25 protein-coding genes and 1 tRNA gene are annotated in these 25,128 nt (G+C 69.7%); 16 read left to right on the forward strand and 10 right to left on the reverse strand.

The features are described from left to right. The first annotated feature begins 38 nt into the window (after positions 1 to 38). A complete protein-coding gene (locus tag JM664_RS12915; RefSeq protein WP_227420331.1) occupies positions 39 to 785 on the forward strand; it encodes an endonuclease/exonuclease/phosphatase family protein in 747 nt (248 codons plus the stop codon). On the opposite strand, the gene JM664_RS12920 is transcribed toward JM664_RS12915, so the two are convergent. Then, positions 782 to 1,330 (reverse strand): cytochrome b, encoded by a 549-nt coding sequence (locus JM664_RS12920; RefSeq protein WP_227420332.1) that lies wholly within the window; start codon positions 1,328 to 1,330, stop codon positions 782 to 784. The genes JM664_RS12915 and JM664_RS12920 overlap by 4 nt on opposite strands. 105 nt (positions 1,331 to 1,435) lie before the next feature. Here JM664_RS12920 and JM664_RS12925 point away from each other — a divergent pair, with 105 nt between their 5' ends. The 7 genes from JM664_RS12925 (at position 1,436) to JM664_RS12955 (ending at position 8,940) form a co-directional block, all read left to right on the forward strand. Continuing rightward, positions 1,436 to 2,206 carry a CDP-alcohol phosphatidyltransferase family protein gene (locus JM664_RS12925; RefSeq protein WP_227420333.1) on the forward strand — a complete coding sequence of 257 codons (771 nt, stop codon included), beginning with the start codon at positions 1,436 to 1,438 and terminating at the stop codon, positions 2,204 to 2,206. Continuing rightward, positions 2,176 to 3,831, forward strand: a complete 1,656-nt coding sequence (locus JM664_RS12930; RefSeq protein WP_319637535.1) for a sulfatase — start codon at positions 2,176 to 2,178, stop codon at positions 3,829 to 3,831. Before JM664_RS12925 ends, JM664_RS12930 begins: the two co-directional genes overlap by 31 nt. 41 nt (positions 3,832 to 3,872) lie before the next feature. Continuing rightward, on the forward strand, positions 3,873 to 4,769 hold the full coding sequence (locus JM664_RS12935; protein WP_227420334.1) for a lysylphosphatidylglycerol synthase transmembrane domain-containing protein: 897 nt from the start codon (positions 3,873 to 3,875) through the stop codon (positions 4,767 to 4,769). A gap of 60 nt (positions 4,770 to 4,829) precedes the next feature. After that, positions 4,830 to 5,822, forward strand: coding sequence for an ABC transporter substrate-binding protein (locus JM664_RS12940; RefSeq protein WP_227420335.1), 993 nt, complete (start codon positions 4,830 to 4,832; stop codon positions 5,820 to 5,822). Further along, positions 5,812 to 6,627, forward strand: coding sequence for an ABC transporter ATP-binding protein (locus JM664_RS12945; protein ID WP_227420336.1), 816 nt, complete (start codon positions 5,812 to 5,814; stop codon positions 6,625 to 6,627). Before JM664_RS12940 ends, JM664_RS12945 begins: the two co-directional genes overlap by 11 nt. Continuing rightward, positions 6,624 to 8,213, forward strand: a complete 1,590-nt coding sequence (locus JM664_RS12950) for an ABC transporter permease (RefSeq protein ID WP_227420337.1) — start codon at positions 6,624 to 6,626, stop codon at positions 8,211 to 8,213. The genes JM664_RS12945 and JM664_RS12950 overlap by 4 nt, the downstream gene beginning before the upstream one ends. A 244-nt stretch (positions 8,214 to 8,457) precedes the next feature. After that, entirely contained in the window at positions 8,458 to 8,940 is a 483-nt protein-coding gene (locus JM664_RS12955; protein WP_227420338.1) for a peptidoglycan-binding domain-containing protein, read from the forward strand. A gap of 10 nt (positions 8,941 to 8,950) precedes the next feature. Here the strand turns inward: JM664_RS12955 and JM664_RS12960 are convergent. Next, positions 8,951 to 9,034: transfer RNA gene (locus JM664_RS12960), tRNA-Leu, on the reverse strand. A 43-nt stretch (positions 9,035 to 9,077) separates the two neighbouring features. Continuing rightward, positions 9,078 to 9,608 (reverse strand): tetratricopeptide repeat protein, encoded by a 531-nt coding sequence (locus JM664_RS12965; RefSeq protein ID WP_227420339.1) that lies wholly within the window; start codon positions 9,606 to 9,608, stop codon positions 9,078 to 9,080. Between the two features lie 78 nt (positions 9,609 to 9,686). Here JM664_RS12965 and JM664_RS12970 point away from each other — a divergent pair, with 78 nt between their 5' ends. After that, the gene (locus JM664_RS12970) at positions 9,687 to 10,421 is read left to right on the forward strand and encodes a rhomboid family intramembrane serine protease (RefSeq protein ID WP_227420340.1); all 735 of its coding nucleotides are present in this window, start codon (positions 9,687 to 9,689) and stop codon (positions 10,419 to 10,421) included. 4 nt (positions 10,422 to 10,425) lie between these two features. Here JM664_RS12970 and JM664_RS12975 read toward each other — a convergent pair whose 3' ends face one another. Then, a complete protein-coding gene (locus JM664_RS12975; protein ID WP_227420341.1) occupies positions 10,426 to 11,211 on the reverse strand; it encodes an inositol monophosphatase family protein in 786 nt (261 codons plus the stop codon). A gap of 141 nt (positions 11,212 to 11,352) precedes the next feature. After that, complete coding sequence (locus JM664_RS12980; protein ID WP_227420342.1) at positions 11,353 to 12,288, reverse strand: LysR family transcriptional regulator; 936 nt, start codon at positions 12,286 to 12,288, stop codon at positions 11,353 to 11,355. Positions 12,289 to 12,378: 90 nt separating this feature from the next. Here JM664_RS12980 and metF point away from each other — a divergent pair, with 90 nt between their 5' ends. Continuing rightward, positions 12,379 to 13,239, forward strand: coding sequence for a methylenetetrahydrofolate reductase [NAD(P)H] (gene metF / locus JM664_RS12985; RefSeq protein WP_227420343.1), 861 nt, complete (start codon positions 12,379 to 12,381; stop codon positions 13,237 to 13,239). Positions 13,240 to 13,245: 6 nt separating this feature from the next. Here the strand turns inward: metF and JM664_RS12990 are convergent, their stop codons facing one another. Then, complete coding sequence (locus JM664_RS12990; RefSeq protein ID WP_227420344.1) at positions 13,246 to 14,718, reverse strand: MFS transporter; 1,473 nt, start codon at positions 14,716 to 14,718, stop codon at positions 13,246 to 13,248. A gap of 136 nt (positions 14,719 to 14,854) precedes the next feature. Here JM664_RS12990 and JM664_RS12995 point away from each other — a divergent pair, with 136 nt between their 5' ends. After that, complete coding sequence (locus JM664_RS12995; protein WP_227420345.1) at positions 14,855 to 15,685, forward strand: universal stress protein; 831 nt, start codon at positions 14,855 to 14,857, stop codon at positions 15,683 to 15,685. 16 nt (positions 15,686 to 15,701) lie between these two features. Here JM664_RS12995 and JM664_RS13000 read toward each other — a convergent pair whose 3' ends face one another. Both JM664_RS13000 and JM664_RS13005 read right to left on the reverse strand, forming a co-directional pair. Continuing rightward, positions 15,702 to 16,529 carry a universal stress protein gene (locus tag JM664_RS13000; protein WP_227420346.1) on the reverse strand — a complete coding sequence of 276 codons (828 nt, stop codon included), beginning with the start codon at positions 16,527 to 16,529 and terminating at the stop codon, positions 15,702 to 15,704. Positions 16,530 to 16,704: 175 nt separating this feature from the next. Next, on the reverse strand, positions 16,705 to 17,094 hold the full coding sequence (locus tag JM664_RS13005; protein ID WP_227420347.1) for an OB-fold nucleic acid binding domain-containing protein: 390 nt from the start codon (positions 17,092 to 17,094) through the stop codon (positions 16,705 to 16,707). Between the two features lie 105 nt (positions 17,095 to 17,199). Between JM664_RS13005 and JM664_RS13010 the strand changes: the two genes are divergently transcribed. Beyond that, positions 17,200 to 17,523 carry a 2Fe-2S iron-sulfur cluster-binding protein gene (locus tag JM664_RS13010; protein WP_227420348.1) on the forward strand — a complete coding sequence of 108 codons (324 nt, stop codon included), beginning with the start codon at positions 17,200 to 17,202 and terminating at the stop codon, positions 17,521 to 17,523. 58 nt (positions 17,524 to 17,581) lie between these two features. Here JM664_RS13010 and JM664_RS13015 read toward each other — a convergent pair whose 3' ends face one another. Beyond that, complete coding sequence (locus tag JM664_RS13015; protein ID WP_227420349.1) at positions 17,582 to 18,283, reverse strand: IclR family transcriptional regulator; 702 nt, start codon at positions 18,281 to 18,283, stop codon at positions 17,582 to 17,584. Positions 18,284 to 18,380: 97 nt separating this feature from the next. Here JM664_RS13015 and JM664_RS18890 point away from each other — a divergent pair, with 97 nt between their 5' ends. Genes JM664_RS18890 through JM664_RS13035 form a run of 4 tightly spaced genes read left to right on the forward strand, consistent with a single transcriptional unit; the run spans position 18,381 to position 23,548 of the window. Then, a complete protein-coding gene (locus tag JM664_RS18890; protein ID WP_227420350.1) occupies positions 18,381 to 20,678 on the forward strand; it encodes a cytochrome P450/oxidoreductase in 2,298 nt (765 codons plus the stop codon). A 32-nt stretch (positions 20,679 to 20,710) separates the two neighbouring features. Continuing rightward, positions 20,711 to 21,733, forward strand: a complete 1,023-nt coding sequence (locus JM664_RS13025) for a TRAP transporter substrate-binding protein (RefSeq protein ID WP_227420351.1) — start codon at positions 20,711 to 20,713, stop codon at positions 21,731 to 21,733. Between the two features lie 52 nt (positions 21,734 to 21,785). Beyond that, positions 21,786 to 22,271, forward strand: a complete 486-nt coding sequence (locus JM664_RS13030) for a TRAP transporter small permease (protein WP_227420352.1) — start codon at positions 21,786 to 21,788, stop codon at positions 22,269 to 22,271. Continuing rightward, positions 22,268 to 23,548, forward strand: coding sequence for a TRAP transporter large permease (locus JM664_RS13035; protein WP_227420353.1), 1,281 nt, complete (start codon positions 22,268 to 22,270; stop codon positions 23,546 to 23,548). Before JM664_RS13030 ends, JM664_RS13035 begins: the two co-directional genes overlap by 4 nt. Before the next feature lie 53 nt (positions 23,549 to 23,601). Here the strand turns inward: JM664_RS13035 and JM664_RS13040 are convergent, their stop codons facing one another. Next, on the reverse strand, positions 23,602 to 25,044 hold the full coding sequence (locus JM664_RS13040; protein WP_227420354.1) for a hypothetical protein: 1,443 nt from the start codon (positions 25,042 to 25,044) through the stop codon (positions 23,602 to 23,604). Between the last annotated feature and the right edge of the window lie 84 nt (positions 25,045 to 25,128).

Genomic DNA, 25,128 nt, shown 5'->3' on the forward strand with positions numbered 1-25,128 from the left:
GGCTTTCGCCGCGAGCCCCGCGACTTAGGTGTAACGCGATGAGTGCGGTCGGTGAAACTTTCCTCTGCGCCACCTGGAACGTCCATCGCGGTCGCGGGCGGGACGGCAGGATCGACGCCACCCGCACCACGAAAACGCTGGTGCGCGATGTATGGCGGCCGGACCTGGACATCCTCGTCCTGACCGAGGCCGACGAGGAAGCGCCGCCCTACCGCGGCTTCCTCGACCTTGCGCGGGTCGCCGAAGAAACCGGCCTCGGCAGCGCGCACGACCGGCCGGACCTGCGCTGGGGACGTGAGAGCCACGGCTTTCTCGGCACAATCCTGATGCTCCATCCGGCGATCGAGCCGGGCGAGCGGCAGGTGCTCGACCTGCCGGGCCAGTATCCGCGCGGCGCGCTCGTCGCGGACCTGCGGCGCGGGAGGGCGGCGTTCCGCGTGATCGCGACGCACCTGTCGCTGTCGCAACCGCTGCGCCTGGCGCAGATGCGCACCATAGGCCAGTATCTGCGGCGCCGCGACCCGCTGCCGACGTTGCTCATCGGCGACCTTAACGAGTGGCGCCCGTGGCTCGGCCTCGCCTTCTCGCGCCGGGTGACTGGGCTCGACCTACGCGGCCCGGCGCGCGCCACCTTTCCCGCGGTGCGGCCCATCCTGCCGCTCGATCGCATCCTCGCCAGCGGTGGCGCGGTCGTGGAGACACCTGAAGTTCCCGACACGCAGGCGATCCGCGCCACATCGGACCATTGCCCGCTGCGCGCCCGCGTCCGCCTGCCGCCGCGCTAGCGCGCGATAGGCGGCCACATGCGGGAGAAGACGCCGTCGCGCTGCCAGAGCGCGTGCTGGAGCGCCGCGCCGATGTGCAGGAGGATTACCGGAACGAGCAACAGCCGCGTGACCGCATGAGTCGCCTTCGCCGCGTCGGCAAGCGGTTCCGAGCGAGGAACCAGCGGCGGCACGCCCAGCGCGTCCAGCATCTCGATCGGAAAGCCGCCGGCCTCGACTCTGACATAGCCGCTGATCGCCTGCACGAAGACGAGGACGTAGAGCGCCACGTGGGTAGTTCGCGCGACGATCCGCTGCCAGTCGGGCATGTGCGGCGGCAGCGGCGGCGCGCGATGGGTGAGGCGGTACCCCAAGCGCAGCAGCATCAGCAGCAGGATGATGACGCCCACATTCTTGTGATAGATGAAGAGCGCATCCTGCACCGGCCGCGACAGCCCCTCCTGCACCATCGCCTGTCCCACGGGAAGCGTCGACAGGATGAGCAGCGCCACCAGCCAGTGCAGCAGGCGGGCAGTCGTCCGATACCCCGTGGCGGCTGCGCTCATTGGGTGGCCTCCGATAACCGTTGCACAACCCTAGCTCCTGCATCTAGGTCTGCAACGTTCGTGTCGCGCCATTGACCGCGCTGGCGCGACGCTAGGTGACGGCTGATGACCCAGATCGAGGGATCTCATGGCTTTCTTCGGCGCCCGAGCTTCGGGCCGCCGCAGCATGTGATCGTCGGCCGCTTCGCGCTCGTTGCGGCGTTCAACCTCGTCTTTCTGATCGTCGCCGCCGGCGCGATCTGGCCGCGCGGTGCGGCGCAGGCGCTGCCGCTGGCAGTCTTCGCGCTGCTGACCGGAGGCGCCCTACTCGGGCTCTGGCTGCGCTATCCGCATGAGCGTCTCGGCCTCTGCAATGTCGTGACCCACTTCCGCTCGACACTGGTGGCGCTGGCGGCCGCACCGCTGGCCGTACCCGCCGCATTCCACGCGCAGGAGCGGCTCGCCTGGACCGCGCTGTCGATCGCGGTCGTCGCGCTCGCGCTCGACGGGTTCGACGGCTGGCTCGCCCGGCGCAGCGGCCTCTCCTCCGACTTCGGCGCCCGCTTCGACGTCGAGGTCGACGCGGCGCTGGCGCTGATCCTCGCGTTACTCGTATGGCAGGCGGACAAGGTCGGACCTTGGATCATGGTGCTGGGACTGGCGCGTTATGCCTTCGTCGCCGGCGTCGGGCTCGTAACCTGGTTGCGCGCCCCGCTGCCGCCGCGGCTGAGGCGCAAGGTGATCTGCGTCGTGCAGCTCGGCGCGCTGATCGCGCTGCTGGCGCCGCCGGTGCAGCCGCCGTTCGCGCAGCTGCTCGCGAGCGTCGCGGCGCTGCTTCTCGTCTGGTCGTTCTCCATGGACATCGCGTGGCTCTGGCGTCGACGCAACCCGAGCTGACGGCGAGGCCGGCGCGGAATGCGGGGGCGCTGGCGCTGGCGGCGCTGACGCTTCACCTCGTGCTGATCCAGCCGAACCACCCGGCCGCGATGACGTGGCAGGCGCTCTTCCTCTTTCCGCTTGAGTTGCCGGCGATCCTGGCCCTGCTCATCGCCGTTCCCGCGGACACGCGCGTGGCCCGGGGCGTGCGGCTGGCGCTCGTGGCCGTGCTGATGGCGATCGCACTGCACAAGCTCGCCGATTTCGGCACCTACGTCGCGTACAACCGGCGCTTCAACATCATCGTCGACCTGCACCTGGCCGAGGCCGGCTGGCGTCTCGCCTCGGGCGCGGTCGGTACGCTGCGGGCGGCAGTCGCGGTGGCGGCACTGCTGGCGATGATCCTGCTGGCGACTGCCGCGCTCTGGTGGTCGACGGGACGGTGGGCGGCGCTGACGCCGTCGCGCCGGGTGCGAGCCGGAGCGGCGGTCTTCGGCCTGACGGCGACGCTCTTCGCGGCGGCGGAGGTCGGCCACGTCGCGCGGCATTGGCGGCTGCCGTTCGATCCGCCGGGCACTGCCTTCACCGCGCGCGTGGCGTGGGAGCGCGTGACGCGCGCGGTCGACACGCTGGCCGAGCTACGCGACTTCGCGGCGGCGGCGCGGCGTGATCCGTTCGCCGACGCCGGACCGCTCCTCGACCGCGTCGGCGACCGCGACATCCTTCTCCTCTTCATCGAGAGCTATGGCCGGTCCAGCCTGGAGAACCCGCTCTACGCGCCGACGCACCGGCAGACGCTCGCCACCGCCGAGCGGGAGCTGCGCGAGGCCGGTCTCGCGATGCGGTCCGGCTGGCTCACGGCGCCGATGTCGGGCGGGCAGAGCTGGCTGGCTCATGCCACAGTCGGCTCGGGCCTCTGGATCTCGGACCAGACCCGCTATCGCGCGATGCTGGCCAGCCCTCGCCGCACCCTCGCCCACGTCGCGGCCGAGTCCGGGTATCGAACCGCCGTGGTGATGCCGGCGATCACGCTCGATTGGCCCGAGGTCGAACGGATGGGCTTCGAAACCGTTTTGCCGGCGACGGAGCTCGGCTACCTCGGGCAGCCGTTCAACTGGGTGACGATGCCAGACCAGTACACGCTCACGATGCTCGACCGGCTCGTGCGCAACGTGCCGGACCCGCGCCCGGTCTTCGCGCAGGCGGCGCTCATCTCGTCGCACGCGCCATGGGTGCCGATCCCGCCGATGATTCCGTGGGATGATGTGGGCGACGGCCGCATCTTCGATGCGTGGGCGACCTCCGGCGACCCGCCTGCTGTGGTGTGGCGCGACCGCGACCGGGTGCGCGACCAGTACCGGCAGGCGATCGATTACTCGCTGCAGGCCGTCACGTCCTATGCCCTGCGCCAGGCAGACCGGGCGGCGCTGATGGTCGTGCTGGGCGACCACCAGCCGGCGGGCTTCGTCGCACAGTCCGACAGCCTAGATGTCCCGATCCACGTCATCGGGCCGCCTGATCTGGTCGAACGTGTGGATGACTGGGGATGGACGCCGGGCCTCATCCCCGCGGCCGACGCGCCCGTCTGGCGGATGGACGCCTTTCGCGACAGGTTTCTTGCGGCCTTCAGTTCGGCCGCGCCTTGAGCACGCCTGCCGCACCCGTGGCCGCAAGGCCGCACCCGTTGGTGCGCTGGCTGCCGCGGCTCGCGATCAGCGTGGGTCTGCTGGTGCTGCTCTGGGCGGCGGTGGACGGCGCGGACGCCCTCGCCCGGCTGAGGCAGGCGGATTTGCGCTGGCTGGTGGCGGCCTTCGTCATGCTCAACATCCAGACCCTGCTCTCCGCTCTCCGCTGGCGATTGACGGCAGCGCAGCTCGGCCAGCGGATCGGCGTGATGCGGGCGGTTTCGGAGTATTACCTCGCGCAGTTCGTTAACCAGACGCTGCCTGGCGGCGTCCTCGGCGATGCCGGCCGGGCGGTGCGGGCGCGCCACGAGGCCGGGTTGGCGCGGGCCGGTCAGGCCGTGGTGCTCGAGCGGCTGGCGGGACAGGCGGCGCTCTTCGCCGTCATGATCGTGGCCGTGGCGACGACCGTTGCTGTCGGCGGCGGCCTGTCCTGGCCGGGATCGGCGGGACACGTCGCGCTGGCGGCAGTGGGCGCCGTCCTCGCGCTGGCGCTGGTGGCGGCGGTCTTCGGAAGGATTCCGGGGCCGCCGGCCAATCTCTCGCGTCTCGCGGGGCACGCGCTGCTCGCGCACGGGGTCTGGCCGCGCCAGCTTGCTCTCAGCGCCGGCACGGTGGCGTGCAACCTTGCCGCCTTCGCCTTCTGCGCCGAGGCGACGGGCACCAACCTCTCGTTCGCGGCGGCGACGGCGGTGGTGCCGCTGATCCTCGCGACGATGCTGCTGCCGGTGTCGATCGGCGGCTGGGGCCTGAGAGAGGGCGCCACCGCCGCGCTCTGGCCCCTCGTCGGCGCCACGCCCGCGGCCGGCATCGCCGCCAGCGTCGCCTTTGGCCTGACGCTGGTGGCGGCGAGCCTGCCGGGGCTGGCCGTGGCCGCGACCGGCCGCGGAGCCGCCAGGTGAGCGGCGCTTGCCGAACGCGGTCGTCAGAGTAAGTTCGAAAGAGGGATGAGGGAGCATCACATGACGAAGATCGGCCTCACACGGCGCCACCTGCTGGCGCTTGGCGGCGCCGGAGCAGCGGCGGGACTGATGCGACCGGCGCCGCTTTTCGCGCAGACGCCAGTCACGCTCCAGCTTTCGTGGCTGCACTCGGTGCAGTTCGCGGGCAGCTACATCGCGCAGGAACAGGGTCTCTGGGCGGACGAGGGGCTGGAGGTCGCCCTCACCCCCGGCGGACCCAACGCGCCAGTCGAGCCGCCGGTGGTCGCGGGTCAGGCGCTGGTGGGGATTTCGGCGGCCGACTACACCGCGGCCGCGGTCGAGAACGGCGCGCCTTTCAAGATCATTCTCGTGGCGATGCAGAAGAACCCCTTCACCATCGCCTCCCTGCCCGGCAACCCGGTGCGCGAGCCGGCCGACCTCGTCGGCAAGCGGATCGGTATGGCGCTGGCGAACACGCCCGTGCTGCAGGCGCTTTGCACGCTGAACGGCGTGCCGATCGAGGAGATCGAGATCGTCCCGACCCAGTACTCCGCCGCGCCGCTGCTGGCGGGCGAGGTCGACTGCCTGCTCTGCTGGCTGACCGACCTGCCGGTGGCGATGGCGATACAGGGTGTCGACAGCGTGACGATGCTGATGGCGGACTACGGCTACGCGGTGCATTCGCAGACCTACATCGCGACCGAGGACAGCCTCGCCAACCGCCGCAACGAGTTGGTGGGCCTGATCCGCGGCGAGGTGGAGGGGTGGAATGCGTACCGACAGGACACCGACGCCGCCGCGGCGCTGACGGTGGCCAAGTTCCCGGACGCCGGCCTCGACATCGAGACGCAGCGGTTGCAGGCCGAGCTTCAGGTGCCGCTGATGTTCTCGGACCTGACCGAGCAGCACGGCTTTGGCTGGTGGACGGACGAGACGGTGGAGGCCAACGTCGAGACGCTGGCGCTTCTTGGACGGCAGGTGACGCCGGACCTCTGGGACAGGTCGATCCTCGAAGAGGTCCATGGCAGCTGAGCGGCACCCCGCGGCACCGCCCGAGGTCACGTGCCGCGGTCTCTCCCGGACGTTCTACGGGCGCGGCGGCGCGGTCGAGGCGGTTCGGCCGCTCGACCTGACTTTCGCGGCGGGTGAGACGACGGCGCTTGTCGGCCCGTCGGGCTGCGGCAAGTCGACGTTGCTGCGCCTCATCGCGGGGCTGGAGGCTCCGACCACCGGCAGGGTCGAGATCGGTGGCGAGACGCCCCTCGCTGTCCGGCGTCGCGCGGGGCTCGCGGTCGGCTTCCAGGACCCGTCGCTGCTGCCCTGGCGCACGGTGCGCGGCAACGTGGCGCTGGCGCTGCGCCTCGCGCGGCAACCTGCCGACGAGGAGGCGGTGGCGCGGCTCATCGGGCTGGTGGGGCTCGACGGGTTCGCCGGCAGCCGGCCCGCCGCACTTTCCGGCGGCATGCGCCAGCGCGCCGCCATCGCCCGGTGCCTCGTGACGCGGCCGGGCCTCCTGCTGCTCGACGAGCCGTTCGGGGCGGTGGACGAGCTTACGCGGCAGCGCCTGGCGCAGGATCTGCCCCGGCTTTGGGAGGCGCGCGGCACCACGACGCTCTTCGTCACGCATTCGGTGACCGAGGCGGTGATGATCGCCGACCGGGTCCTCGTCTTCTCGCCCCGCCCGGCCGACGTGGTCGAGGACGTGACGGTGGACCTGCCGCGCCCGCGCCGCGCCGACATCGCGCTGAGCGACGCGTTCCGCGCGCTGACCGAGCGGGTGTCCGCCGCGCTCTCCGCCGGGTTCGCCGCCGCGGAACGACCGCTCGCCGCCGAATGATCGACGCGACACTCGCGCGTTTAACGGCTTCGGGCCGTCTCGGAAGCGTGAACGGAATCCTGCTGGTCTTCGCGGGGTGGGAGCTGTCGGCGCGGGCGTTGTCCGGCGCGTTCCTGCTGGCGAGTCCGACGGAGGTGCTCGCTTACCTGGCGCAGAATCCCGGCCTGATGGGTCGCGCGCTTGCCGCCACGCTGGCGGAGGCGGCGGCGGGCTTCGTCATCGGCAACCTCGCGGCAATGGCGCTCGCCCTGATCGTGATCCTCACGCCACGACTGGAGCGGACGATCGCGGCGCTCGCGCTGCTGGTCTTCTGCCTGCCGCTGGTCGCCACCGGGCCGATCCTGCGCGTGCTCTTCGGGCCGGGCGTGGGGCCGCAGGTCACGCTGGCGGCGCTCGCCGTCTACTACACCACGTTCGTGCCGCTCCTCGTCGGGCTCCGCGCCGCACCCGCGACCTGGTTCGACGTCATCCGCAGCTATGGCCGCGGCCGCTGGACCGAGCTGGTTCAGGTCCGCGCGGCGGCCGCCCTGCCCTACCTCGTGGCGGGCCTGCAGATCGCGGCGCCGGCGGCGATCCTCGGCGCGATGGTGGGTGAGTTCACCGGCGCCGAGCGCGGCCTCGGCGTGCTCACCATCCGCGCCATGCGGGGACTCGACGTTCCGGGAACCTGGTCGCTGGCGACGCTCGCCGCAGGCGTATCGGTCGCCGCCTACGCGGGCGTGGGCTGGATTGGTCGGCAGCTCTCGTCGGGCCCGCCGCCGGTAATCCTCGCCGCGCCCGTCTCGCCGGGCGGCGCGGTGGGACCACGCCGTGTAGCCGGCGGATTCGCCCATCTCGCGCTGATCGCGGTGCTTGTCCTGGCGCTCTGGACCGGCCTGATGGACCTTTTCGGCCTCAACCCGTTCTTCGCCAAGCGGCCCGACGACGTCTGGCGCTTTCTCGTCACCGCACCGCAGGCGGCGGAGCATCGGGCGACGCTCTTCTGGGCGTTGGCCGAGACGATGGCCGTGACGCTGCCGGGCTATTTCGCCGGGCTCGCCCTCGGCGCACTGATTGCGGCCGCGATCGTGCTGGTTCCGCCGATTGCCGCCGTGGCCATGCCGGTGGCGGTTGCACTGCGGTCGGTGCCGATCGTCACCACCGCACCGCTCATCATCCTGCTGCTCGGACGCGGTGCGCTTGGCACGATCACGCTGGTCGCGGTGATGATCTTCTTTCCCACCTTCGTCGCCTGCCTGCACGGGCTGAGGCAGGCGCCAGGCCAGGTGATCGACGTGTTCGACAGCTATGCGTCGAGCCGCCTGCAGCGCCTGATGCTGGCGCAGGTTCCGGCGATGCTGCCCGCCTTCTTTGCCGCCGCGCGGATGGCCGTGCCCGCCGCGATCCTCGCCGCCACGGTGGTCGAGTGGCTGGCGACCGGCATCGGTGTCGGAAGCCTCATGGCGCTCTCGGCGTCGCTGTCCGACTACGGCATGTTGTGGAGCGCCGTCGCCGTCGTTTCGCTCACGGCATGCACTCTCTACGCCGGTGTTGCCCGGCTCGAGCGGGCGGTGCTCGCCGTCTACGCCAGCGAGCAGTTTGCCTGACGCAGGCGGTGCCGGCCTTGACCGGAGCCGGATCTGCGAAGGAAGCTGTTAGGATGGCGGGCCGGTTGGACCTTGACAGGCCCGCCGTTGCCGCGGAGGCGTCCCGCTGAACAAGATCACCTGGATAGGCTATGGGTTCTCGGCGATCGCGTTCGGCGTCTTCGTCTATCTCTTTCTATTCGCGCCGTCGGAGGAACTGCGCGACTAGGCCATCTACTGGTTCGTCCTCGCGATCGTCTGCGCTTTGCTGCCCTCGATCTCTCAGCTGAAGTACAGAGATCTCGAGGTCAGCTTCAAGAAGATCGAAAAGGAGATCCACGAGGTAAAGAAGAAGGTCTACGGCATCGAGGAGAGCTTCTTCAGGGGCGCCGACTTGTGGACCGAGCAGGAGAAGCTGCTCAGCGAGTGGGAGCGGGCCGACCGGCAAAGGGAAAACGACGCAAATGCCAAGGAATTGTGGGAACTCCCCGAGGCGGAGCGCCTGTCGAGGCAGGAGACGGCAACCCGCAACGTGCTCTTTCAGCTTGGCCTGCCGATCACGTCGGTAAAGAATGCCCTGCAGAGAGCGGGTGCCTATGACGGCCCACTAGACGTCTCGTTCACCGCGGATTTCGCGGATTCCGTCGCTGCGTTTCAGAAACAAAACGGAATCTCTCCGGTAGACGGCATCTACGGGCATGACACGCACCGCTTCCTCGCGTCGAAACTGAGGGAGCAGCAGGAGTAGTTGCGTCGTCTGGTGCCCGCGGCCGGATTCGAACCGGCACGGCCGAAGCCAGGGGATTTTAAGTCCCCGGTGTCTACCATTCCACCACGCGGGCCCCGGCCGACCATACAGCCGGCTCCGGCCGGGGCAACCGTGGTTCAGCGCGGCTCAACGATCAGGGAGCGCTCGGGCAGCCAAGGGTTCAGCGCCAGCGCTGCGCGCAGCTCCGCCTGCGCGTCGCGCATGCGCCCCAGGTCCATCAGTGCCAGCGCCCTGCCCGCTCGCGCCGCTGCGTGAAGACGCTCGACCTCCAGCGCCCGTTCGAAATCGGCGAGCGCGGCCGCAGGGTCGCGCAGCAGCATGAAGACCTGCGCACGCTGGTGGAAGCCTTCGCCGTAGTCTGAACAATAGTCCACGAGCGCATCGAAAGATGCGCGGGCCCCGTGAAGGTCGAATACCTCCCGTCGCTCGATACCCTGGTCCAGCAGCTCCTGCGCCCGGGCGTCGGGAGCAGACAGTCGCAGGTGCCGCAGGCGCTCGTTCACCGCTCGCCCCGCCTCCGCGTCGGGCGCGCTCCTGGCTTCGGTCAGAAGCGCCGTCTGGCGGGTGCCGAAGTCTGGCGCGAGCCTGCAGTCCGCCGCAGCGGGACCGGCGAGTGCGAGTAGCAGGGCGATTGGCCGCAGAAGCATGCGGCCGAGAGTGCGGCTCCGAGGCCGGCTGTCAAGCGCGCCTTGACCATGGGGGACAGCGGCCACAGCTTGCGGGAGATGTTCCCGATCCGCGATCACAACCCGTCGCAGCGCACGCCGTTCGTGACCTACCTGCTGATCGCGGCCAATGTCTCGATCTTCATTTCCTATGCGCCGCTGCTGGCCGATCCGCGGGCCACGCTGGTCTTTTTCGATCGCTGGGCCCTGATTCCGGCCGACGCGTCGGCGCCACGGCTCCTGACCTCGATGTTCCTCCACGGCGGGCTGATGCACCTGGGGGGAAACATGTTGTTCCTGTGGATCTTCGGCGACAACCTCGAGGACGAGATGGGCCATCTGCGCTATCTGCTGTTCTACCTCGCCGGCGGCATCGGCGCGGGGCTGGCGCAAGTGGTGAGCGAGCCCGCGTCGCAGATCCCGATGGTGGGCGCGTCGGGCGCGATCGCAGCGGTCATGGGCGCCTACGTGCTGATGTTTCCGCGGGCGCGGGTCGACGTGCTGGTGATCCTCGTCTTCATCTTCCGCATCGTGCCGGTGCCGGCCTGGCTGATGCTCGGCCTCTGGTTCGCACTGCAGCTCGCCGCTGGCACCGCAAGTCCGCCGGGAGTAGGCGGGGTGGCCTATTGGGCCCATGCCGGCGGCTTCGTCGCGGGCGTGGTGCTGGCGCTGCCGCTCTGGCTCAGGCGCGGCGGCCCGGCCTACTGGGCGCGCACGCATGGGCACCCGCCGCATCCCGAGGCGCCCTATCGGATGGTCCGCACATCGGTCCCGCGCACGGGCCGCCGCCGCTGAGGGTTCAGCCCCGGATCGTCCGCGTGAAGCCGTCGAAGATCGCAGAGCTGCCCGCAACGATCTCGCGGTCCTCGACAGGGTTGCCGTCGGGGGAGATCGTCTCGACGAAGCCGCCGGCCTCGCGGATGATGACGATGCCCGCGGCCACGTCCCACGCGCTAAGCCCGCGTTGCCAGAAGCCGTCGAAGCGGCCCGCCGCCACATAGGCGAGGTCGAGGGCCGCCGCGCCCCACTGCCGGATGCCGGCGCAGGCGGGCAGCAGGCGCGCCGTCTCCTGCAGCGTCTGCGGGAGGTTGTGGCGGTTGGAGGCCGGGAGGCTCGCGCCGAAGACCGCCTCGGTCATGCGGTTGCGCTTCGAGACCCGGAGCCGCGTCTCGTTGAGCCAGGCGCCCTGCCCCTTCTCGGCGACGAACATCTCGTCCTTGGCCGGGTCGAAGATGACGCCCGCCACGACCTCGCCCTTGTGCTCGAGCCCGATCGAGATGCACCAGTGCGGCAGGCCGTGGAGAAAGTTCGTCGTGCCGTCGAGCGGGTCGACGATCCAGCGGCGGGTCGGATCCTCGCCCGCCACCGGCTCGCTCTCCTCGCCGACCCAGCCGTAGTTTGGTCGGGCGCCGGTCAGCTCGTCGCGGATGATCTTCTCCGAGGCGAAGTCGGCGCGGCTGACGAAGTCGCCGGCGCCCTTGGCACTGACCTGCAGGTTCTCGACCTCGCGGAAGTCCTTGACGAGGCTGCGCCCGGCCTTGCGCGCGGCCTTGATCATCACGTTGAGGTTGGCGCTGCCCTGCATACCGTCGTCTCCCCAGCAAGCGAGGGCGCCGTATAGCGACGCCGCGCCGGGATGGAAAGCGGCGCGTGGAGGCTGACGTCGGCGAACAGCATCGCATTCTCGCTGCGCCGCCGGCGCTAGGGACCTGCCGTCGGGAGTCCCTCAGACGAGGTCTGCCGGTGCAGGCTCCTGCGCCGCGCCGCGCATGGCGGAGGGGATCTCGTTGGCGAGCGCCAGGAGGTCGGCCATGTAGGGCTTGCCCACGTCCGCGGTGCGGGTCGCAGCGTAAAGCCGCCGCACGATCCCGTTCCGGGTCAGGGGCCGGGTCACGTAGTCGGAGGAGTAACGCACCTCGCGCACCACCCAGTCCGGCAGGACCGAGACCCCTCGCTGCGACGCGACCAGCAGCAGGATGACCGCGGTCAGCTCCACCTGCCGCACCCCCGCCGGCTCCACCCGCGCGGGGATCAGGAGCTGGCTGAAGACGTCGAGCCGCGGACGCTCAACCGGATAGGTGATGAGCGTCTGGTCGCGGAAGTCTTCGGCCTCGACGAACGGCTTCGCCGCCAGCGGATGCGACGCGGCCGCGACGAAAACCGCCTCGTAGTCGAAGAGCGGCGTGAAGGTGACGCCGGGCAGGTTCTCGGGGTCGGACGAGACGACGAGGTCCACCTCCTCGCGCTGGAGCGCCGGCAGCGCCCCGAAGGCGAGTCCCGGGCGGATGTCGACATCGACCTCGGGCCAGCTCTTGCGGAACCGTTCCAGCACCGGGAACAGCCATTCGAAGCAGGCGTGGCATTCGATCGCGATGTGCATTCGCCCCACGTTGCCCGAACGGAGGCCCGCGAAGTCCTGCTCCAGCGCCTCGATCTCGGGCAGGATCCGCTCTGCCAGCCTCAGCAGGCGGTGACCCGCCGCGGAGAGCTTGAGCGGCTTCGACCGCCGCACGAAGAGCTCCACCCCCGCCTGCGCCTCGATCCCCTTGACCTGGTGGCTCAGTGCGGACTGCGTCGTGTTGAGCAGGTCGGCGGCGCGCGACATGCCGCCCGCGTCGTGGATCGCCTTGATGGTGCGGAGATGGCGGAACTCGATATGCATCGGCGCGCCTCATGTCGATCTTGAGAATTATGAATTTGTTTCACTCATCCACACGTGACACAAGGGGGACAACAGCCCCGGAGTTGACCGATGACCACCGTCTCGTTCGAGTTCTTTCCGCCGAAGTCCCTGCCGGCGTCGTTTCGCCTGTGGGACACGATCCGGACGCTCGCCCCGCTCGACCCGTCGTTCGTGTCGGTCACCTACGGCGCGGGTGGCACAACGCGCGAGCTGACGCACGAGGCAGTGACGACGATCGGTAAGCACTACGGCCTCGAGGTTGCGGCGCACCTGACCTGCGTCGATGCCTCGCGCGAGGAGACGCTTGCCATCGCTCGCAGCTATGCCGACGCCGGCGTGCGCCAGCTGGTGGCACTGCGGGGCGATCCGTCGGACGCCTCGACCGGATTCCGGCCGCACCCGGAGGGATTCGCGGACAGCTGCGAGCTGGTCTCGGCCCTCGCCGAGGCGGGCGACTTCGAGATCCGCGTCGGCGCCTATCCGGACCCGCATCCCGATGCCGCGCACGACGGCGCCGACGTCGAGTGGCTCAAGCGCAAGATCGACGCGGGCGCGACTTCGGCGATCACACAGTTCTTCTTCGAGCCCGAGACCTTCTTCCGCTTCCGCGATGCCTGCGTTGCGGCCGGCATCGACGCGCCAATCCTCCCCGGGATCCTGCCGATCGAGAACTGGGCCGGGACCGCCCGCTTCGCCGCCCGCTGCGGCGCGCATGTTCCCGAGTGGGTGCCGCGGGCCTTCGAGACGGCGGAGCGGGACGGCTCCGCCGACGTTCTTGCCACGGCGCTCTGCACGGATCTCTGCACCGAGCTTCTGGAGGGCGGGGTCGAGCACCTGCACTTCTACACGCTCAACAAGCCCTTCCTGACCCGCGACGTTGTCCATGCGCTGGGCCTCGCCCCGCCGGCCGCGCTCGAGAACGTCGCCTGATCCCGCTCATATCCGCCTGACAGGCAGCGACCACGCCAGCACAGCGCCGATGGCCGAAAAGGCCGCCGTGCAGAGGAACGCGTTGCGGAAAGCGCGGTCGAGACCCGACTCGACGGCCGCACGCTGAGCCTCGGTCAGGCTCGCCACCGCGTCCGGACCGCCCTGCAGGATCAGCGCGAACGCCTCGCCCGCCATCGGGCTCGCCAGCGCCAGTGTCAGGAACAGGGTCATCCCGACCAGCGCCGTTCCGAGGGCCGCCCCCAGCGAGCGCGAGAACTGTACCGTCGCCGCGCCGGCGCCCAGCTGATGCGCGCCGGCGGCGAGCTGCACCGTCAGCTGCACGACGCCCATCACGGTGCCCATGAAGATCGAGACCGCGCCGAAGCTGAGCGAAACGGCGCCGGGACTGAGCATCGGCGATGCGAATGCGAGAGCGGCGAGCAGCACCGCCGCCACCGTCAGTCCCCAGGAAGGGAAGATCGCGCTCCGCCCGGTCCGGCTCACGATCCGGCCGGTGACGATCGATCCCGCCCCGATGCCGGCGGTCAGTGGCAGCAACAGGAAGCCGATCTCCGCCGCCGAGAGTCCGTGCGCCATCCTGAAGAAGAGCGGCAGAAAGGTGATGAGCGACACGAGCGTCGCGCCGTGGCACATCGCCAGCGCATCGCAGCGCCAGATCGCCGGGTCGCGCAAGAGCGGCAGCGGCAGCAGTGGCGATGGCGCGCGCCCCTCCCGCCGGATGAGCAGGAGCAGCGCCGCGACGGCCGACGCGCCCAACACTGCCGGCAGCACCCACTGCCCCGTCACCGCCTCCTGCATGCGCTGGAGCATGACCAGCGTCGTGGTGATGAAGGTCGCGAAGAGGATGACGCCCTGGAAGTCGAAGCGGAACGCCTCGCCATTGCCCGCGCGGCGCGGCAGGCGCAGCGCCAGAATGGCGGCGAGAACGCCGAGCGGCAGGTTCACCAGGAACACCGACCGCCAGCCCAGATGCTCGGTCAGGAAGCCGCCCGCGACAGGACCGAAAGCGCTCGCGGTCACCGCCACGGCCGAAAGATAGCCCTGGTAGCGGGCCCGCTCGCGCGGCGCGACCGTCTCGCCTATCATCGCCTGCGACAGCGTCATCAGGCCGCCTCCGCCGAGCCCCTGCAGCACCCGCGCCGCGGTCAGCATGTCGATCGACTGCGCCGCCGCGCAGAGGACCGAGGCGCCCATGTAGAGCCCGAGCGCCACGAAGATCAGGCGGCGCCGGCCGAACGCGTCGCCGAGCCGGCCGTAGATCGGCGCCGCGATGGTGGTCGAGACGAGGTAGGCGACGACCACCCAGCTCAGCCGGTCCACGCCGCCGAGGGACCCCGCGATCGCGGGCAGGGCGGTCGCCACGATCGTCTGATCGATGACCGCAAGGAACATCGGCAGCATGATCGATGGAAAGATCGCGAAGAAACCGCGGCGCGCCTCGGTGTTGCCCGCGCTCATCTCCCGACGCTCGACATTGGGGGCAGGGAGGGCATGAGGTGCAAGAACATTATCGGTAACCGCCGGATCGGCTATGCTCGTGACAGGTGCGGCACGATCTAGCTTGCGCAACGCATGACGCCACGGAGGCAGAGCGATGAAGACGATACTCGTCCCGGTTGAACAGCACGAGCAGGCGGACGTCGGACCCCGGCTCGCCGCGATGACGGCCCTGCGCTACGAGAGCCTCGTGGAGGCCTTCGCGCTCCGGCCGCCGCCGCGGCCTGCGCTCGACTGGGATCCTGCCAGCGCGGCGATGCTCGAGGATTCGCGCCGCGACGACGACCGCAATCGCGCGGAGGCGTACGCGGTTCTTGCCGGCATCATGGCCGACGTGGGCCTCAAGGAAACGGTGGCGGACGGCGAGGCGCCTGGTTGGGTCTGGAACGAGCAGCCGCTCGCGGGCGACAACTTCCTCGGCAGCCGGGGCCGCGCGTTCGACCTGACAGTGGTGGGCCAGCCGCGGCAGAACGGCAGCTCGATCACCACGCTTGAAGCCGCGCTCTTTGACAGCGGCGGACCCATCCTGATCGCGCCGACCGCTCCGATCGGGGATTTCGGCCGCGATGTCGTCGTCGTCTGGAACGGCAGCAGCGAAACTGCCCGCACCATCGCCTTCGCACTTCCGATACTTCGCCGGGCCGAGCGGGTGACGATCCTCGCCGACGACGGCGAGCTCGGTCATGCCCCCTCCGGTCAGATGGTGCGTCGCCGGCTGGCGCGTCAGGGCATCGCGGCGGATCTGCAGCTTCTGGAGGGCGGTCGCATCCGCTCGGGCGAGACCATCCTCGACCGCGCCGCCGGGCTGAACTGCGACCTGCTGGTCAAGGGCGCCTACACCCAGAGCCGCATCCGCCAGATGATCTTCGGCGGCGCGACCAAGCACACGCTTGCCCACGCCACCGTGCCGGTGTTCATGGCCCATTGACGGGCGCGGCCCCACCCTAGTGCGACATCAGGACGGGTACGTCGGCCTCGCGAAAGATGTCGTTGGTGACGCCGCCCAGCAGATCCTCGCTGAACTTGCTGTGCTCGTAGGCGCCCATCACCAGCAGCCCCGCGCCCACCTCGCGACAGGAGTCGAGGATGGTGCGCGCGATCCCGTCGCGCCCGGCGGGCCGGATCAGCCGCTCGGCCTCCAGTCCGTGCCGCTCGAGCAGGCGGATCACGTCGTCGCCCGGTTTCTCGCGCGGCTCGTGATCGCCGATGGTCAGGACGGTGATGCGCGACTTGGTCTCTAGGATGTGCATGGCGTCGCCGAGGGCGCGTGCGGCAGCGCGCTTGCCGTCCCAGGCGACGAGCGCATGGTCGTTGAGGTGCGGCGCCGACCATTCGTGCGGCACCAGGATCAGCGGTCGGCCGCTCCGCAGGGCGACGACGTCGGGCCTGGCGGCGAAGTGCTCGCGCCCCACTTCGGCCGCCCTGGCACCCATCACCACGATGTCGTAGCCGCGCGCGCAGTCGGCGAGGCTGAAGTCGCTGACGCCGGCGAGGTCGAGAAAATCCGCCTGGACCCCCTCGCCGTCGGCGGCCATGCGTGCCTCGAAGTCCCTGCGGATCTCGGCCACCGCCTCGGCGTCGCGGTTCGACAGGATGTCGAGCACCTCGCGGTTCATGTATGACCTGTAGCGGCTCTCAAGCAGGCTCGGCCCGTGCCAGACGGCGGCGGTGATGTGGGCGTCGTACTTGCGCGCCATCAGCAGGGCCATCTTGAGGCCGCTCGATCCGCTCGCGTCGCCCGAATAGGCAGCCAGAATGCTCTTGATCGACATCGGGCAAGGTCCTCCCTCTTGGTCCCGGTCCACATCCGGCCCCGCCGGCTGCAACTGCCCACCAGTTCTCGCACATTTGTCAGGCGGCAGACAATCCGGCAGGTCGCTAGGCTGCCGTCCGCCAGCTCGAAGACGTTGCGCCAGCCGCACATTCAGGCCATCTGCCACGGCGCTTTCACGGACGGCCGTTCGCAGGCTGCGCCGCGCCCCTGCACGGCTGCGGGCGGATGAGTTCGTCGAGCATGGGCGAGATGTCCTCGATCCGCTCGGCGATCAGGTGCGTCACCCCGCCACCGCGCTGGATGCGCCCCGTGACGCGAAGCGCCCGGCCCGCGATGACCGCCCGCCGGAAGGTCTCGTAGACCCTGCGCCAGACGATGACGTTGCAGATCCCGGTCTCATCCTCGAGCGTGACGAAGATCACGCCTTTGGCGGTGCCGGGACGCTGCCGGATCAGGACCAGCCCGGCCACCGTCACGCGCGCGTTCTGCGGCGGCAGCTCCAGCTGGTCGCAGGTCAGGCAGGACGGCGGGCGCGGCCAGTCCGGGGGCGCGGGTCGAGACATGTGAACGAACGTAGAACGTATAGCCCTGCGCGCAAGCGCCTCAGCACTGGCCATCCGGGGCAGGCTGGGCTAATCCCGCTCCGCGACGACCGGAAGGAAGCGAGCATGGCCAGGATCACTTACATCGAGCACGGCGGCAAGGAGCACGTCGTCGAGGTCCAGAACGGCATGACCGTCATGGAGGGTGCGCGCGACAACGGCATCCCTGGCATCGAGGCGGACTGCGGCGGCGCCTGCGCGTGCTCGACCTGCCACGTCTACGTTCACCCCGACTGGGTCGAGAAGCTGCCCGAGAAGGACGAGATGGAGCAGGACATGCTCGACTTCGCATACGAGCCCGACCTCGAGCGCTCGCGCCTGACGTGCCAGCTCAAGGTCTCGGACGCGCTCGACGGCCTCATCGTGCAGATGCCCGAAAAGCAGATCTGAAGCCGAAAGCTCTTGCAAAGGCGCGCTGCAGCGATAGCGGCAGATCCGCGTCGGCGCCTCACTCGTCTGCCGCGTCGCCCTCGTGCATCTGGCGCGACAGCCGCTCGGCCGCGGCCATCGTCGCAGTGACGGCGCGCTCCACGTCCAGATCCTCCATCGCCACGACGCCGATGCTGGCCTCCAGCCCCGGATGCAGCCGCGGGGAGAGGCGCAGGGCCGCCGCAACCCCGACCGCTCCGGGCTGAAGCTGGCCGCGCGTCACGCTGTAGCCCCTGCTCCGCGCCTCCTGCACCGAGGGCGGTTCGTCCGTACGCTCCGGCCGTGCCGCGAGTATGGCCACGCCAGCCGCACCTACGCCGATCGGATGCCGGCGGCCCGTGCGATAGCCGACATTGACAAAGGGGCGGTCGGACTCCGCCGTCGCGATCGCCACGCAGTCATCGCCCTGCGCCACCGAGAGGAAGGCGGTCGCCGCCGTCTCGGCGCTCAGCCATTCGATCACCGGTCGTGCCAGCGCCCTGAGGTTGCTGTCGAACCGCGCCGCGAGCACCATCGGCCCGCTGCCCAGCCGCACCAGCCCGTCTTCACCCCGATGGACCATGGCGTAGTCGCCGAGCGTCGCAACGATGCGATACGCTATGGCCCGCGCCACCCCCAGCCGCGCGGCGATTTCCGCCACCGTCAGGCCGCCGCCGCTCTCGGCCACGAGAGTCAGCGCGGCAAGGCCGCGGTCGAGCGTCTGAAGTCGGGACGGGTCCAAACCACCTCCGTTGACAGGCGCAGCCGTTCCACTCTAGCCTCGTTATCCGGACATGAGAGTCCGATAATCGGACAGCGCCGTCAACGGGGAGGGTGGAGTGACAGCGACAGCCGCTTCTTCAGCGCCCGCGGCCGCTGGATGCCCGGTCTCCGATCGCGCGGCCGCCTTCGATCCGTTCGACGCCGCCTACCAGACAGACCCGGCCGCCGCGCTCGTCTGGGCGCGGGAGGAGGAGCCGGTCTTCTACGCACCAAGACTCGGCTACTGGGTCGTCACGCGCTACGACGATGTGAAGGCAATCTTCCGCGACCCGATCCTCTTCTCGCCCCGCATCGCGCTCGAGAAGATCACGCCGGTCGGTCAGGAGGCGCAAGACGTGCTCGCCTCCTACGGCTACGCGATGAACCGGACGCTGGTGAACGAGGACGAGCCCGCGCACATGGAGCGCCGGCGGGCGCTGATGGAGCACTTCATCCCCGAGAACCTAGCCCGGCGCGAGGCCACGATCCGGCGGCTGACGCGCGAGAAGGTCGATGCCTTCATCGACCGCGGCCGCGCCGACCTGATGGACGAGATGCTGTGGGAGATCCCGCTGACGGTGGCGCTCGACTTCCTCGGCGTGCCGGAAGAGGACATGGCGCGCCTGCGCGCGTTCTCAGTGGCTCACACCGTCAACACCTGGGGCCGCCCGACGCCGGAGCAGCAGGTGGAGGTCGCGCACGCGGTGGGCCGGTTCTGGCGCTTCGCGGGCGAGGTGCTGGAGCGGATGCGGGCCAACCCCGACGGCCCCGGCTGGATGCACTACGCGATCCGCCGCAATGCCGAGATGCCGGAGGTCGTGACCGACAGCTACCTGCACTCGATGATGATGGCGATCATCGTGGCGGCGCACGAGACGACGGCGCTGGCCTCGGCCAATGCGATGAAGGCGCTACTGGCGGACCGGGCGGCCTGGGACCGGCTCTGCGCCGACCCCGCATTGATCCCGAACGCGGTGGAGGAGTGCCTGCGCGCGGTGGGGTCGGTCGTGGCATGGCGGCGGCAGACGACGGCGCCGGCGCGCGTCGGGGGCGTGGACATCCCCAAGGGGGCGAAGCTCCTGCTGGTGCAGGCGTCGGCCAACCGCGACCCGCGCCACTTCGAGGACGGCGAGACGCTGGACATTTGGCGCGACAACGCGGTCGACCACCTGACGTTCGGTTACGGCGCGCACCAGTGCATGGGCAAGAACATCGCCCGGATGGAGATGCGCATCTTCGTCGAGGAGTTCACGCGCCGCCTGCCGCACATGCGGCTGGCCGAGCAGGCGTTCACCTATCTGCCCAACACCTCGTTTCGCGGCCCGGACCACGTCTGGGTCGAATGGGACCCGGCTGAGAACCCGGAGCGGCGCGACCCGTCGCTGCGCGAGGGCGGGCGGTCGTTCCCGATCGGCGCGCCGCTGCGCAAGGACATCGCGCGGACGGTGCGGGTGGTCGAAGTCAGGCAGGAAGCCGAGGGCGTTCTTGGTGTCGTGCTGGAGGACCGGGCCGGGCGACTGCCGGACTGGAGTGCAGGCGCGCATGTCGAGATCGAGATTGACGGAACGGCGCGGTACTATTCGCTCTGCGGTCCGGCGGGCGACGGGCGTGCAACGGTGGCGATCCTGCGCGAGGAGGGCGGGCGCGGCGGCTCGCGCCTCTTCCACGAGCGGCTGAGGCCGGGGGTGGAGATCAAGCTGCGCGGGCCGCGCAACCACTTCCGCCTCGACGAGGGGGTGACGCGACATGTCCTGATCGCGGGCGGCATCGGCATCACGCCGGTCCTCGCGATGGCTGACCGGCTGAAGGCGCTGGGGCGGGACTATGAGCTGCACTATGCGGGGCGGTCCAGGGGGACGATGGCGTTCCTCTACCGGATCGCGCGGGATCATGGGGAGAGGGCGACGTTGTACCCCAGCGACGAAGGGCGTCGTGCGGATCTCGCGGCGCTGATTTCCAGTCGAGGCGACGGCGGACAAATCTGCGCCTGTGGCCCCGACCGGATGATCGAGGCGCTCAAGGAGCTGACGGCCGACCTGCCGCCCGGCGCCTTCGCCTTCGAGCACTTCACCGGCGGCGACGTGGCGCTGGACCCGGCGAAGGAACAGGGCTTCGACGTCGAGCTGGTGGACTCGGGCCTCAGCCTGCACGTCCCGCCGGACCGGACGCTGTTGTCGGTGCTGCGCGGCGCGGGGATCGACCTGCCCTCGGACTGCGAGGAGGGGCTCTGCGGCACCTGCGAATGCGCCGTCGTCACCGGTGAAGTCGACCATCGCGACAAGGTGCTGAGCGCCGCCGAGCGTGCGGCGGGGGACCGGATGATGACCTGCTGCTCGCGTTCGAGGGATGGCCAAATGCTCAGGATCGCCGTCTGATCCGAAAAAACGAGAACCCAGGGAGGAATGACATGAAGATCACGACGAGGCTGCTGGCGGGTGCTGCCCTCGCCGCGCTGGCGCTGCCGGCGGCGGCGCAGGAGACGACGCTGAAGGTCAGCCACTACCTGCCCACGGTGCACGGCATCCACACCGACTTCATCGTGCCCTGGACCGAGGCGATCACCGAGTGCACAGGCGGCGAGGTGCAGTTCGAGATCTCGGCCGCCGGCAGCCAGCTCGGCAACGTCGCGCGCCAGCAGGAGCAAGTGATGGCGGGCGTCGTGGACATCGCCCACGGCCTGCACGGCATCCCGCGCGGCCGCTTCCCGCGCACCTCGATCATCGACATGCCGTTCCTGACCGACGACGCGGGCGCGGCGACCTATGCGCTCTGGGAGCTGCTGCCGGAGTACCTGGCTGAGGAGTATCAGGGCCTGAAGGTGCTGGCGCTACACGCCCACAACGGCGGACTGCTGCACACCAACGGCGCCCGGGTCGAGACGATGGAAGACATGCAGGGCCTGCGGATCCGCACCCCCTCGCCCGCCGTCTCGGAGATGCTCTCGACGCTCGGCGCCACCCCGCAGGGCCTGCCGCCGGGCGAGGTCTACGAGAACCTGCAGCGCGGCGTGATCGACGGGACCGTGTTCCCGTGGGACCCCGTGAAGTCGTTCGGCCTGAACGAGGTGCTGACCAACCACCTCGACTTCGGCGCCTACACCGTCTCGTTCTTCTTCGTGATGAACGAGAACTCCTATGACAGCCTGAGCCCCGAGGCGCAGGCCTGCATCGACGAGCTTTCGGGCGACGCGCTGGTCGGCAAGTTCGGCGACTGGTGGGATGCGTGGGACGCGCCGGGACGCGAGGAGGCCGAGGCGGCGGGGCACGAGATCATCACGCTTTCGGACGAGGAGCGCGCCCGCTGGCGCGAGGCGCTGCAGCCGATGATCCAGAGCTATCTCGAGACGGTGAAATCCGAGGGCGTCGACAACGCCGAGGAAATCTATCGGGCTATGCAGGACAAGGTCGCCGAATTCGAGTCGAACCAGTAACACTGTCGGCGGCGCCTGTGGTCGCCGCCGTTTACGGCTGAGGGAGCGCGACATGATCAGGACGATCCGGGCGCTTCGCCGCCTCATCGTGGCGCTCGCCTCCCTCGGAGTCGCAGCCTACGGCGCCGCGGCGCTCGTCACGGTTGCCGACGTGATCGGCCGACGCTTCGGCCTCCCGATCGACGGTGTCGTCGACCTCGTGCAGCTTTTCGTCATGGGCGGCGCCTGGCTTGTCATGCCGTTCGCCTTCATGACCGGCGCTCATGTGGGCGTCGACTTCCTCGTGGACCGGGTGCCGCGTGCGGCCGCGGTCCTGCTTCGGGCGCTCGCGATTTCCGTGGCGGTTGTGCTGCTCGGCCTGATGTTCTGGTACGGCTACCAGACGATGGGGATGCGGATGATGTTCGGCGACCGCTCGCAACAGCTCGGCATCCCGATCGTGTGGTACTGGGCGCCGCTGGTGCTGGGCCTCGCCGTCTCGATCCTAGGCGCCGCGCTTAGCTTCGTCGCCGTCCTGCGGCCCCACACCGCGCGATGAGCGATCCGGTATTCGGTATCGCGGCATTCGCCGCCGCGCTCGCGCTGATCGTCTTCGGGATGCCGGTGGCGGTGGCCATGGCGGCGATCGGCATCGCCGGCACCTGGTGGATGACCGGTTGGGGCGCGGCCGTCTTCGCGTTGGGCAGCGCACCCTTCGAGCAGATCTTTCCCTACTCGTTCTCGGTGATCCCGCTCTTCGTGATGATGGGCGTCTTCGCCAGCCACGCGGGCCTCTCTCGGTCGCTCTTCGACGCGATCAACAGCTTCCTCGGCCATCTGCGCGGCGGCCTTGCGGTTACCACCATCGGCGCCTGCGCCGCGTTTGGGGCGATCTGCGGCTCATCCCTCGCGACCGTCGCCACGATCGGGCGCGTGGCGCTGCCCGAGATGCGGCGGCACGGCTACGACGACAGCCTGTCGGCCGCGACGGTCGCGGCGGGCGGCACGCTCGGAGTCCTGATCCCGCCCTCGATCCTGTTGGTGATCTACGGCCTGCTCACCCAGGTCTCGATCGGGGCGCTGTTCGTCGGGGCACTGATCCCTGGCCTCCTCGGGGCGACCCTCTACGCCCTCGCCATCGTCGTGCGGCTCCGCTTCGCGCCAGAGAACGCGCCACGCCTCCCCGCCTCGTCATGGCCGGTCCGGCTGCGGCACCTCGCGCGCGTCTGGTCCGTGGTCGCCCTCTTCGCGCTCGTCATCGGCGGGATCTATGTGGGCTGGTTCTCTCCGACCGAGGCCGCGGCGGTCGGCGCGGTCGGCGCCTTCGCCCTTGCCGCCTTCGCGCGGCAGGTGTCGCTGCCCATGCTCCGCGCTTCGGTGGCCGAGACCGCAGGACTGACCGGAATGATCTTCTTCATCCTGATCGGCGCGGGCTTCTTCAACTTCCTGCTCGAGGGGACAGGCCTGCCGCAGTACCTGATCGCCTCCATCGAAGCGTCCGGCCTTTCGGCCACGGCAGTGATGGTGCTGATCCTGGTCTTCTACGTGGTGCTCGGCTGCTTCATGGACTCGATGTCGATGATCCTGCTGACGGTGCCGCTCGTCGCGCCGGTGGCGCTGGGCCTCGGCTTTGATCTCGTCTGGTTCGGGATCATCGTGGTCACGGTGGCCGAGATCGGTCTCATCACGCCGCCGATCGGCATGAACCTCTTCGTCGTCCAGGCCAGCATCCCCGGTCTGCGACTGGGAACCGTAGTTCGGGGCATCACCCCCTTCATCCTGGCCGATATCCTGCGGCTGACCTTGCTCGTTTCATTCCCCGCGCTCGTGCTTTGAGGCAGCCGGGCCTTTACAAGAATTGCCGCCGTCGCAGCACCCCTCGTCGCCCGTCATGTCCAGAAATGGGTCACCGTCAGGATCCACGCGCCCAGCGCGATCATCGAGAAGGCCACGAAGAGGCCGTTCCATTGCAGCCCGACGCGCGTGGCGCTGACCTTGCCGAAGTAGGCGACGAGCAGCGTCGAGGCAGTATACGGCGACGTCGCGCCACTGAGCGCCCACCCAGCCGTTATGGCCACGACGACGGCGACCGGGGAGATGCCCATGGCATCCGGCGAAGGCAGGAGCGGCGCGATGAGCGACACCGCCAGTATCGGGTTCATCCCGATCTGTCCGGTGACAGGGACGACGAGGAACACGCAAATCAGCAGAAGCGCGGGCGGCACCGCGGAAAGATCCAGCCCCGCCTCCGCCACGACCGGACCGAGCAGGCCGGACCCCAGCGTTCCGATGAACCCGGCCATGGCGAGGAGGACCACTTCGCCGCGCGCCTCCGGCAGGTCGGTCTCAATGAAGCTCATGCACCTCCGGCCGAGGCTGTCGGGGTCCAGCCGACCGCTCTCGACGATGATCTGGCCCGCCACCCAGCAGAGCGCGATGGACGGCACGGTGACCATCACGATGCCCTGAAAGCGCACATCCGAGACTGCCATCAGGCAGGCCGAGACGACGCCGAGCCCGGCGAGCAGCATGAGCAGTGGCGCCACCTTTTCCGCCCAATCGCGCCAGCCAGGCGCCGCAGCGCCGACACCCCCTTGTCGGGCGCCGGGCCTGCGCTCGAAAAGCGTATCCACGAACCAGCCGACCAGCATGATCACCATGCCGGTGACGAAGCAGGGAAGGACCACGCCGGCCCACGTGGCCCCCGGCACGAGCGGGATCGTGACGGCCAGCGTGAACGCGACGGGTGACCAGGGCAGGATCGAGACGAGGCCGCGCTGGATCGCCAGCAGCATCCGCCGGAGCCGGATTGACCGGATCCGCGGGTCTGGCTCGCGCATGACGCTCGTCTGCACCATCGTCCCCAGGAGGGAGATGGCGCCGTAGATGATGACGAGGCCGAAGAGCTGTCCGCCGACGGTCAGGGCGAGGTATCGTCGCCCCGGCGGCTGTTCTCCCATGAACCGCCCGCACTCAGCGATGGCGCCCGACCCCGATGCCGCGACACGCAACGACAGCAGCGCGACGAAGTAGGCGACGATAAAGCCGGCGCTGCCGAACGCCCGATGCAGTGTGTCCGGCCAGTCGGGAAGCGTCGCGACCGCGAGCACCGCCAGGATCATCCCGACGGCGAGGAAGGCGCGATGCACCCATCTGACGCGCACCGAGAGCAGTGACAGCGCCACGATCAGGAGTCCCGCCGAGATCAAGGCAAAGCCTTGGCGCCCAGTCCACTCGAAGAGAGTTACCGCCAGCATGGTGGCGACCAGCGCCGCACCGACCAGCGGGTGGCGCGGTCGGACGGTGGCGGTGTCGGCGCGTGCCAGTCTCAAGTCGTCTCGCCGCGCCGCACCTTCAGCGACGCAGAGGATCCGGCGGATCCTACCGACAATGTTGCCCATGTGGACGGGCGCCGG

The sequence above is a fragment of the Roseitranquillus sediminis genome, from assembly GCF_016918935.1.
Lineage (GTDB): Bacteria > Pseudomonadota > Alphaproteobacteria > Rhodobacterales > Rhodobacteraceae > Roseitranquillus > Roseitranquillus sediminis.

What these genes read in the sequence shown, in the direction of transcription:
- JM664_RS12915 (WP_227420331.1), top strand. Translation starts at nt 39, where the DNA reads ATGAGTGCGGTCGGTGAAACTTTCCTCTGCGCCACCTGGAACGTCCAT.
- JM664_RS12920 (WP_227420332.1), bottom strand. Translation starts at nt 1,330, where the DNA reads ATGAGCGCAGCCGCCACGGGGTATCGGACGACTGCCCGCCTGCTGCAC.
- JM664_RS12925 (WP_227420333.1), top strand. Translation starts at nt 1,436, where the DNA reads ATGACCCAGATCGAGGGATCTCATGGCTTTCTTCGGCGCCCGAGCTTC.
- JM664_RS12940 (WP_227420335.1), top strand. Translation starts at nt 4,830, where the DNA reads ATGACGAAGATCGGCCTCACACGGCGCCACCTGCTGGCGCTTGGCGGC.
- JM664_RS12945 (WP_227420336.1), top strand. Translation starts at nt 5,812, where the DNA reads ATGGCAGCTGAGCGGCACCCCGCGGCACCGCCCGAGGTCACGTGCCGC.
- JM664_RS12950 (WP_227420337.1), top strand. Translation starts at nt 6,624, where the DNA reads ATGATCGACGCGACACTCGCGCGTTTAACGGCTTCGGGCCGTCTCGGA.
- JM664_RS12965 (WP_227420339.1), bottom strand. Translation starts at nt 9,608, where the DNA reads ATGCTTCTGCGGCCAATCGCCCTGCTACTCGCACTCGCCGGTCCCGCT.
- JM664_RS12970 (WP_227420340.1), top strand. Translation starts at nt 9,687, where the DNA reads ATGTTCCCGATCCGCGATCACAACCCGTCGCAGCGCACGCCGTTCGTG.
- JM664_RS12975 (WP_227420341.1), bottom strand. Translation starts at nt 11,211, where the DNA reads ATGCAGGGCAGCGCCAACCTCAACGTGATGATCAAGGCCGCGCGCAAG.
- JM664_RS12980 (WP_227420342.1), bottom strand. Translation starts at nt 12,288, where the DNA reads ATGCATATCGAGTTCCGCCATCTCCGCACCATCAAGGCGATCCACGAC.
- metF (WP_227420343.1), top strand. Translation starts at nt 12,379, where the DNA reads ATGACCACCGTCTCGTTCGAGTTCTTTCCGCCGAAGTCCCTGCCGGCG.
- JM664_RS12990 (WP_227420344.1), bottom strand. Translation starts at nt 14,718, where the DNA reads ATGAGCGCGGGCAACACCGAGGCGCGCCGCGGTTTCTTCGCGATCTTT.
- JM664_RS12995 (WP_227420345.1), top strand. Translation starts at nt 14,855, where the DNA reads ATGAAGACGATACTCGTCCCGGTTGAACAGCACGAGCAGGCGGACGTC.
- JM664_RS13000 (WP_227420346.1), bottom strand. Translation starts at nt 16,529, where the DNA reads ATGTCGATCAAGAGCATTCTGGCTGCCTATTCGGGCGACGCGAGCGGA.
- JM664_RS13005 (WP_227420347.1), bottom strand. Translation starts at nt 17,094, where the DNA reads ATGTCTCGACCCGCGCCCCCGGACTGGCCGCGCCCGCCGTCCTGCCTG.
- JM664_RS13010 (WP_227420348.1), top strand. Translation starts at nt 17,200, where the DNA reads ATGGCCAGGATCACTTACATCGAGCACGGCGGCAAGGAGCACGTCGTC.
- JM664_RS13025 (WP_227420351.1), top strand. Translation starts at nt 20,711, where the DNA reads ATGAAGATCACGACGAGGCTGCTGGCGGGTGCTGCCCTCGCCGCGCTG.
- JM664_RS13030 (WP_227420352.1), top strand. Translation starts at nt 21,786, where the DNA reads ATGATCAGGACGATCCGGGCGCTTCGCCGCCTCATCGTGGCGCTCGCC.
- JM664_RS13035 (WP_227420353.1), top strand. Translation starts at nt 22,268, where the DNA reads ATGAGCGATCCGGTATTCGGTATCGCGGCATTCGCCGCCGCGCTCGCG.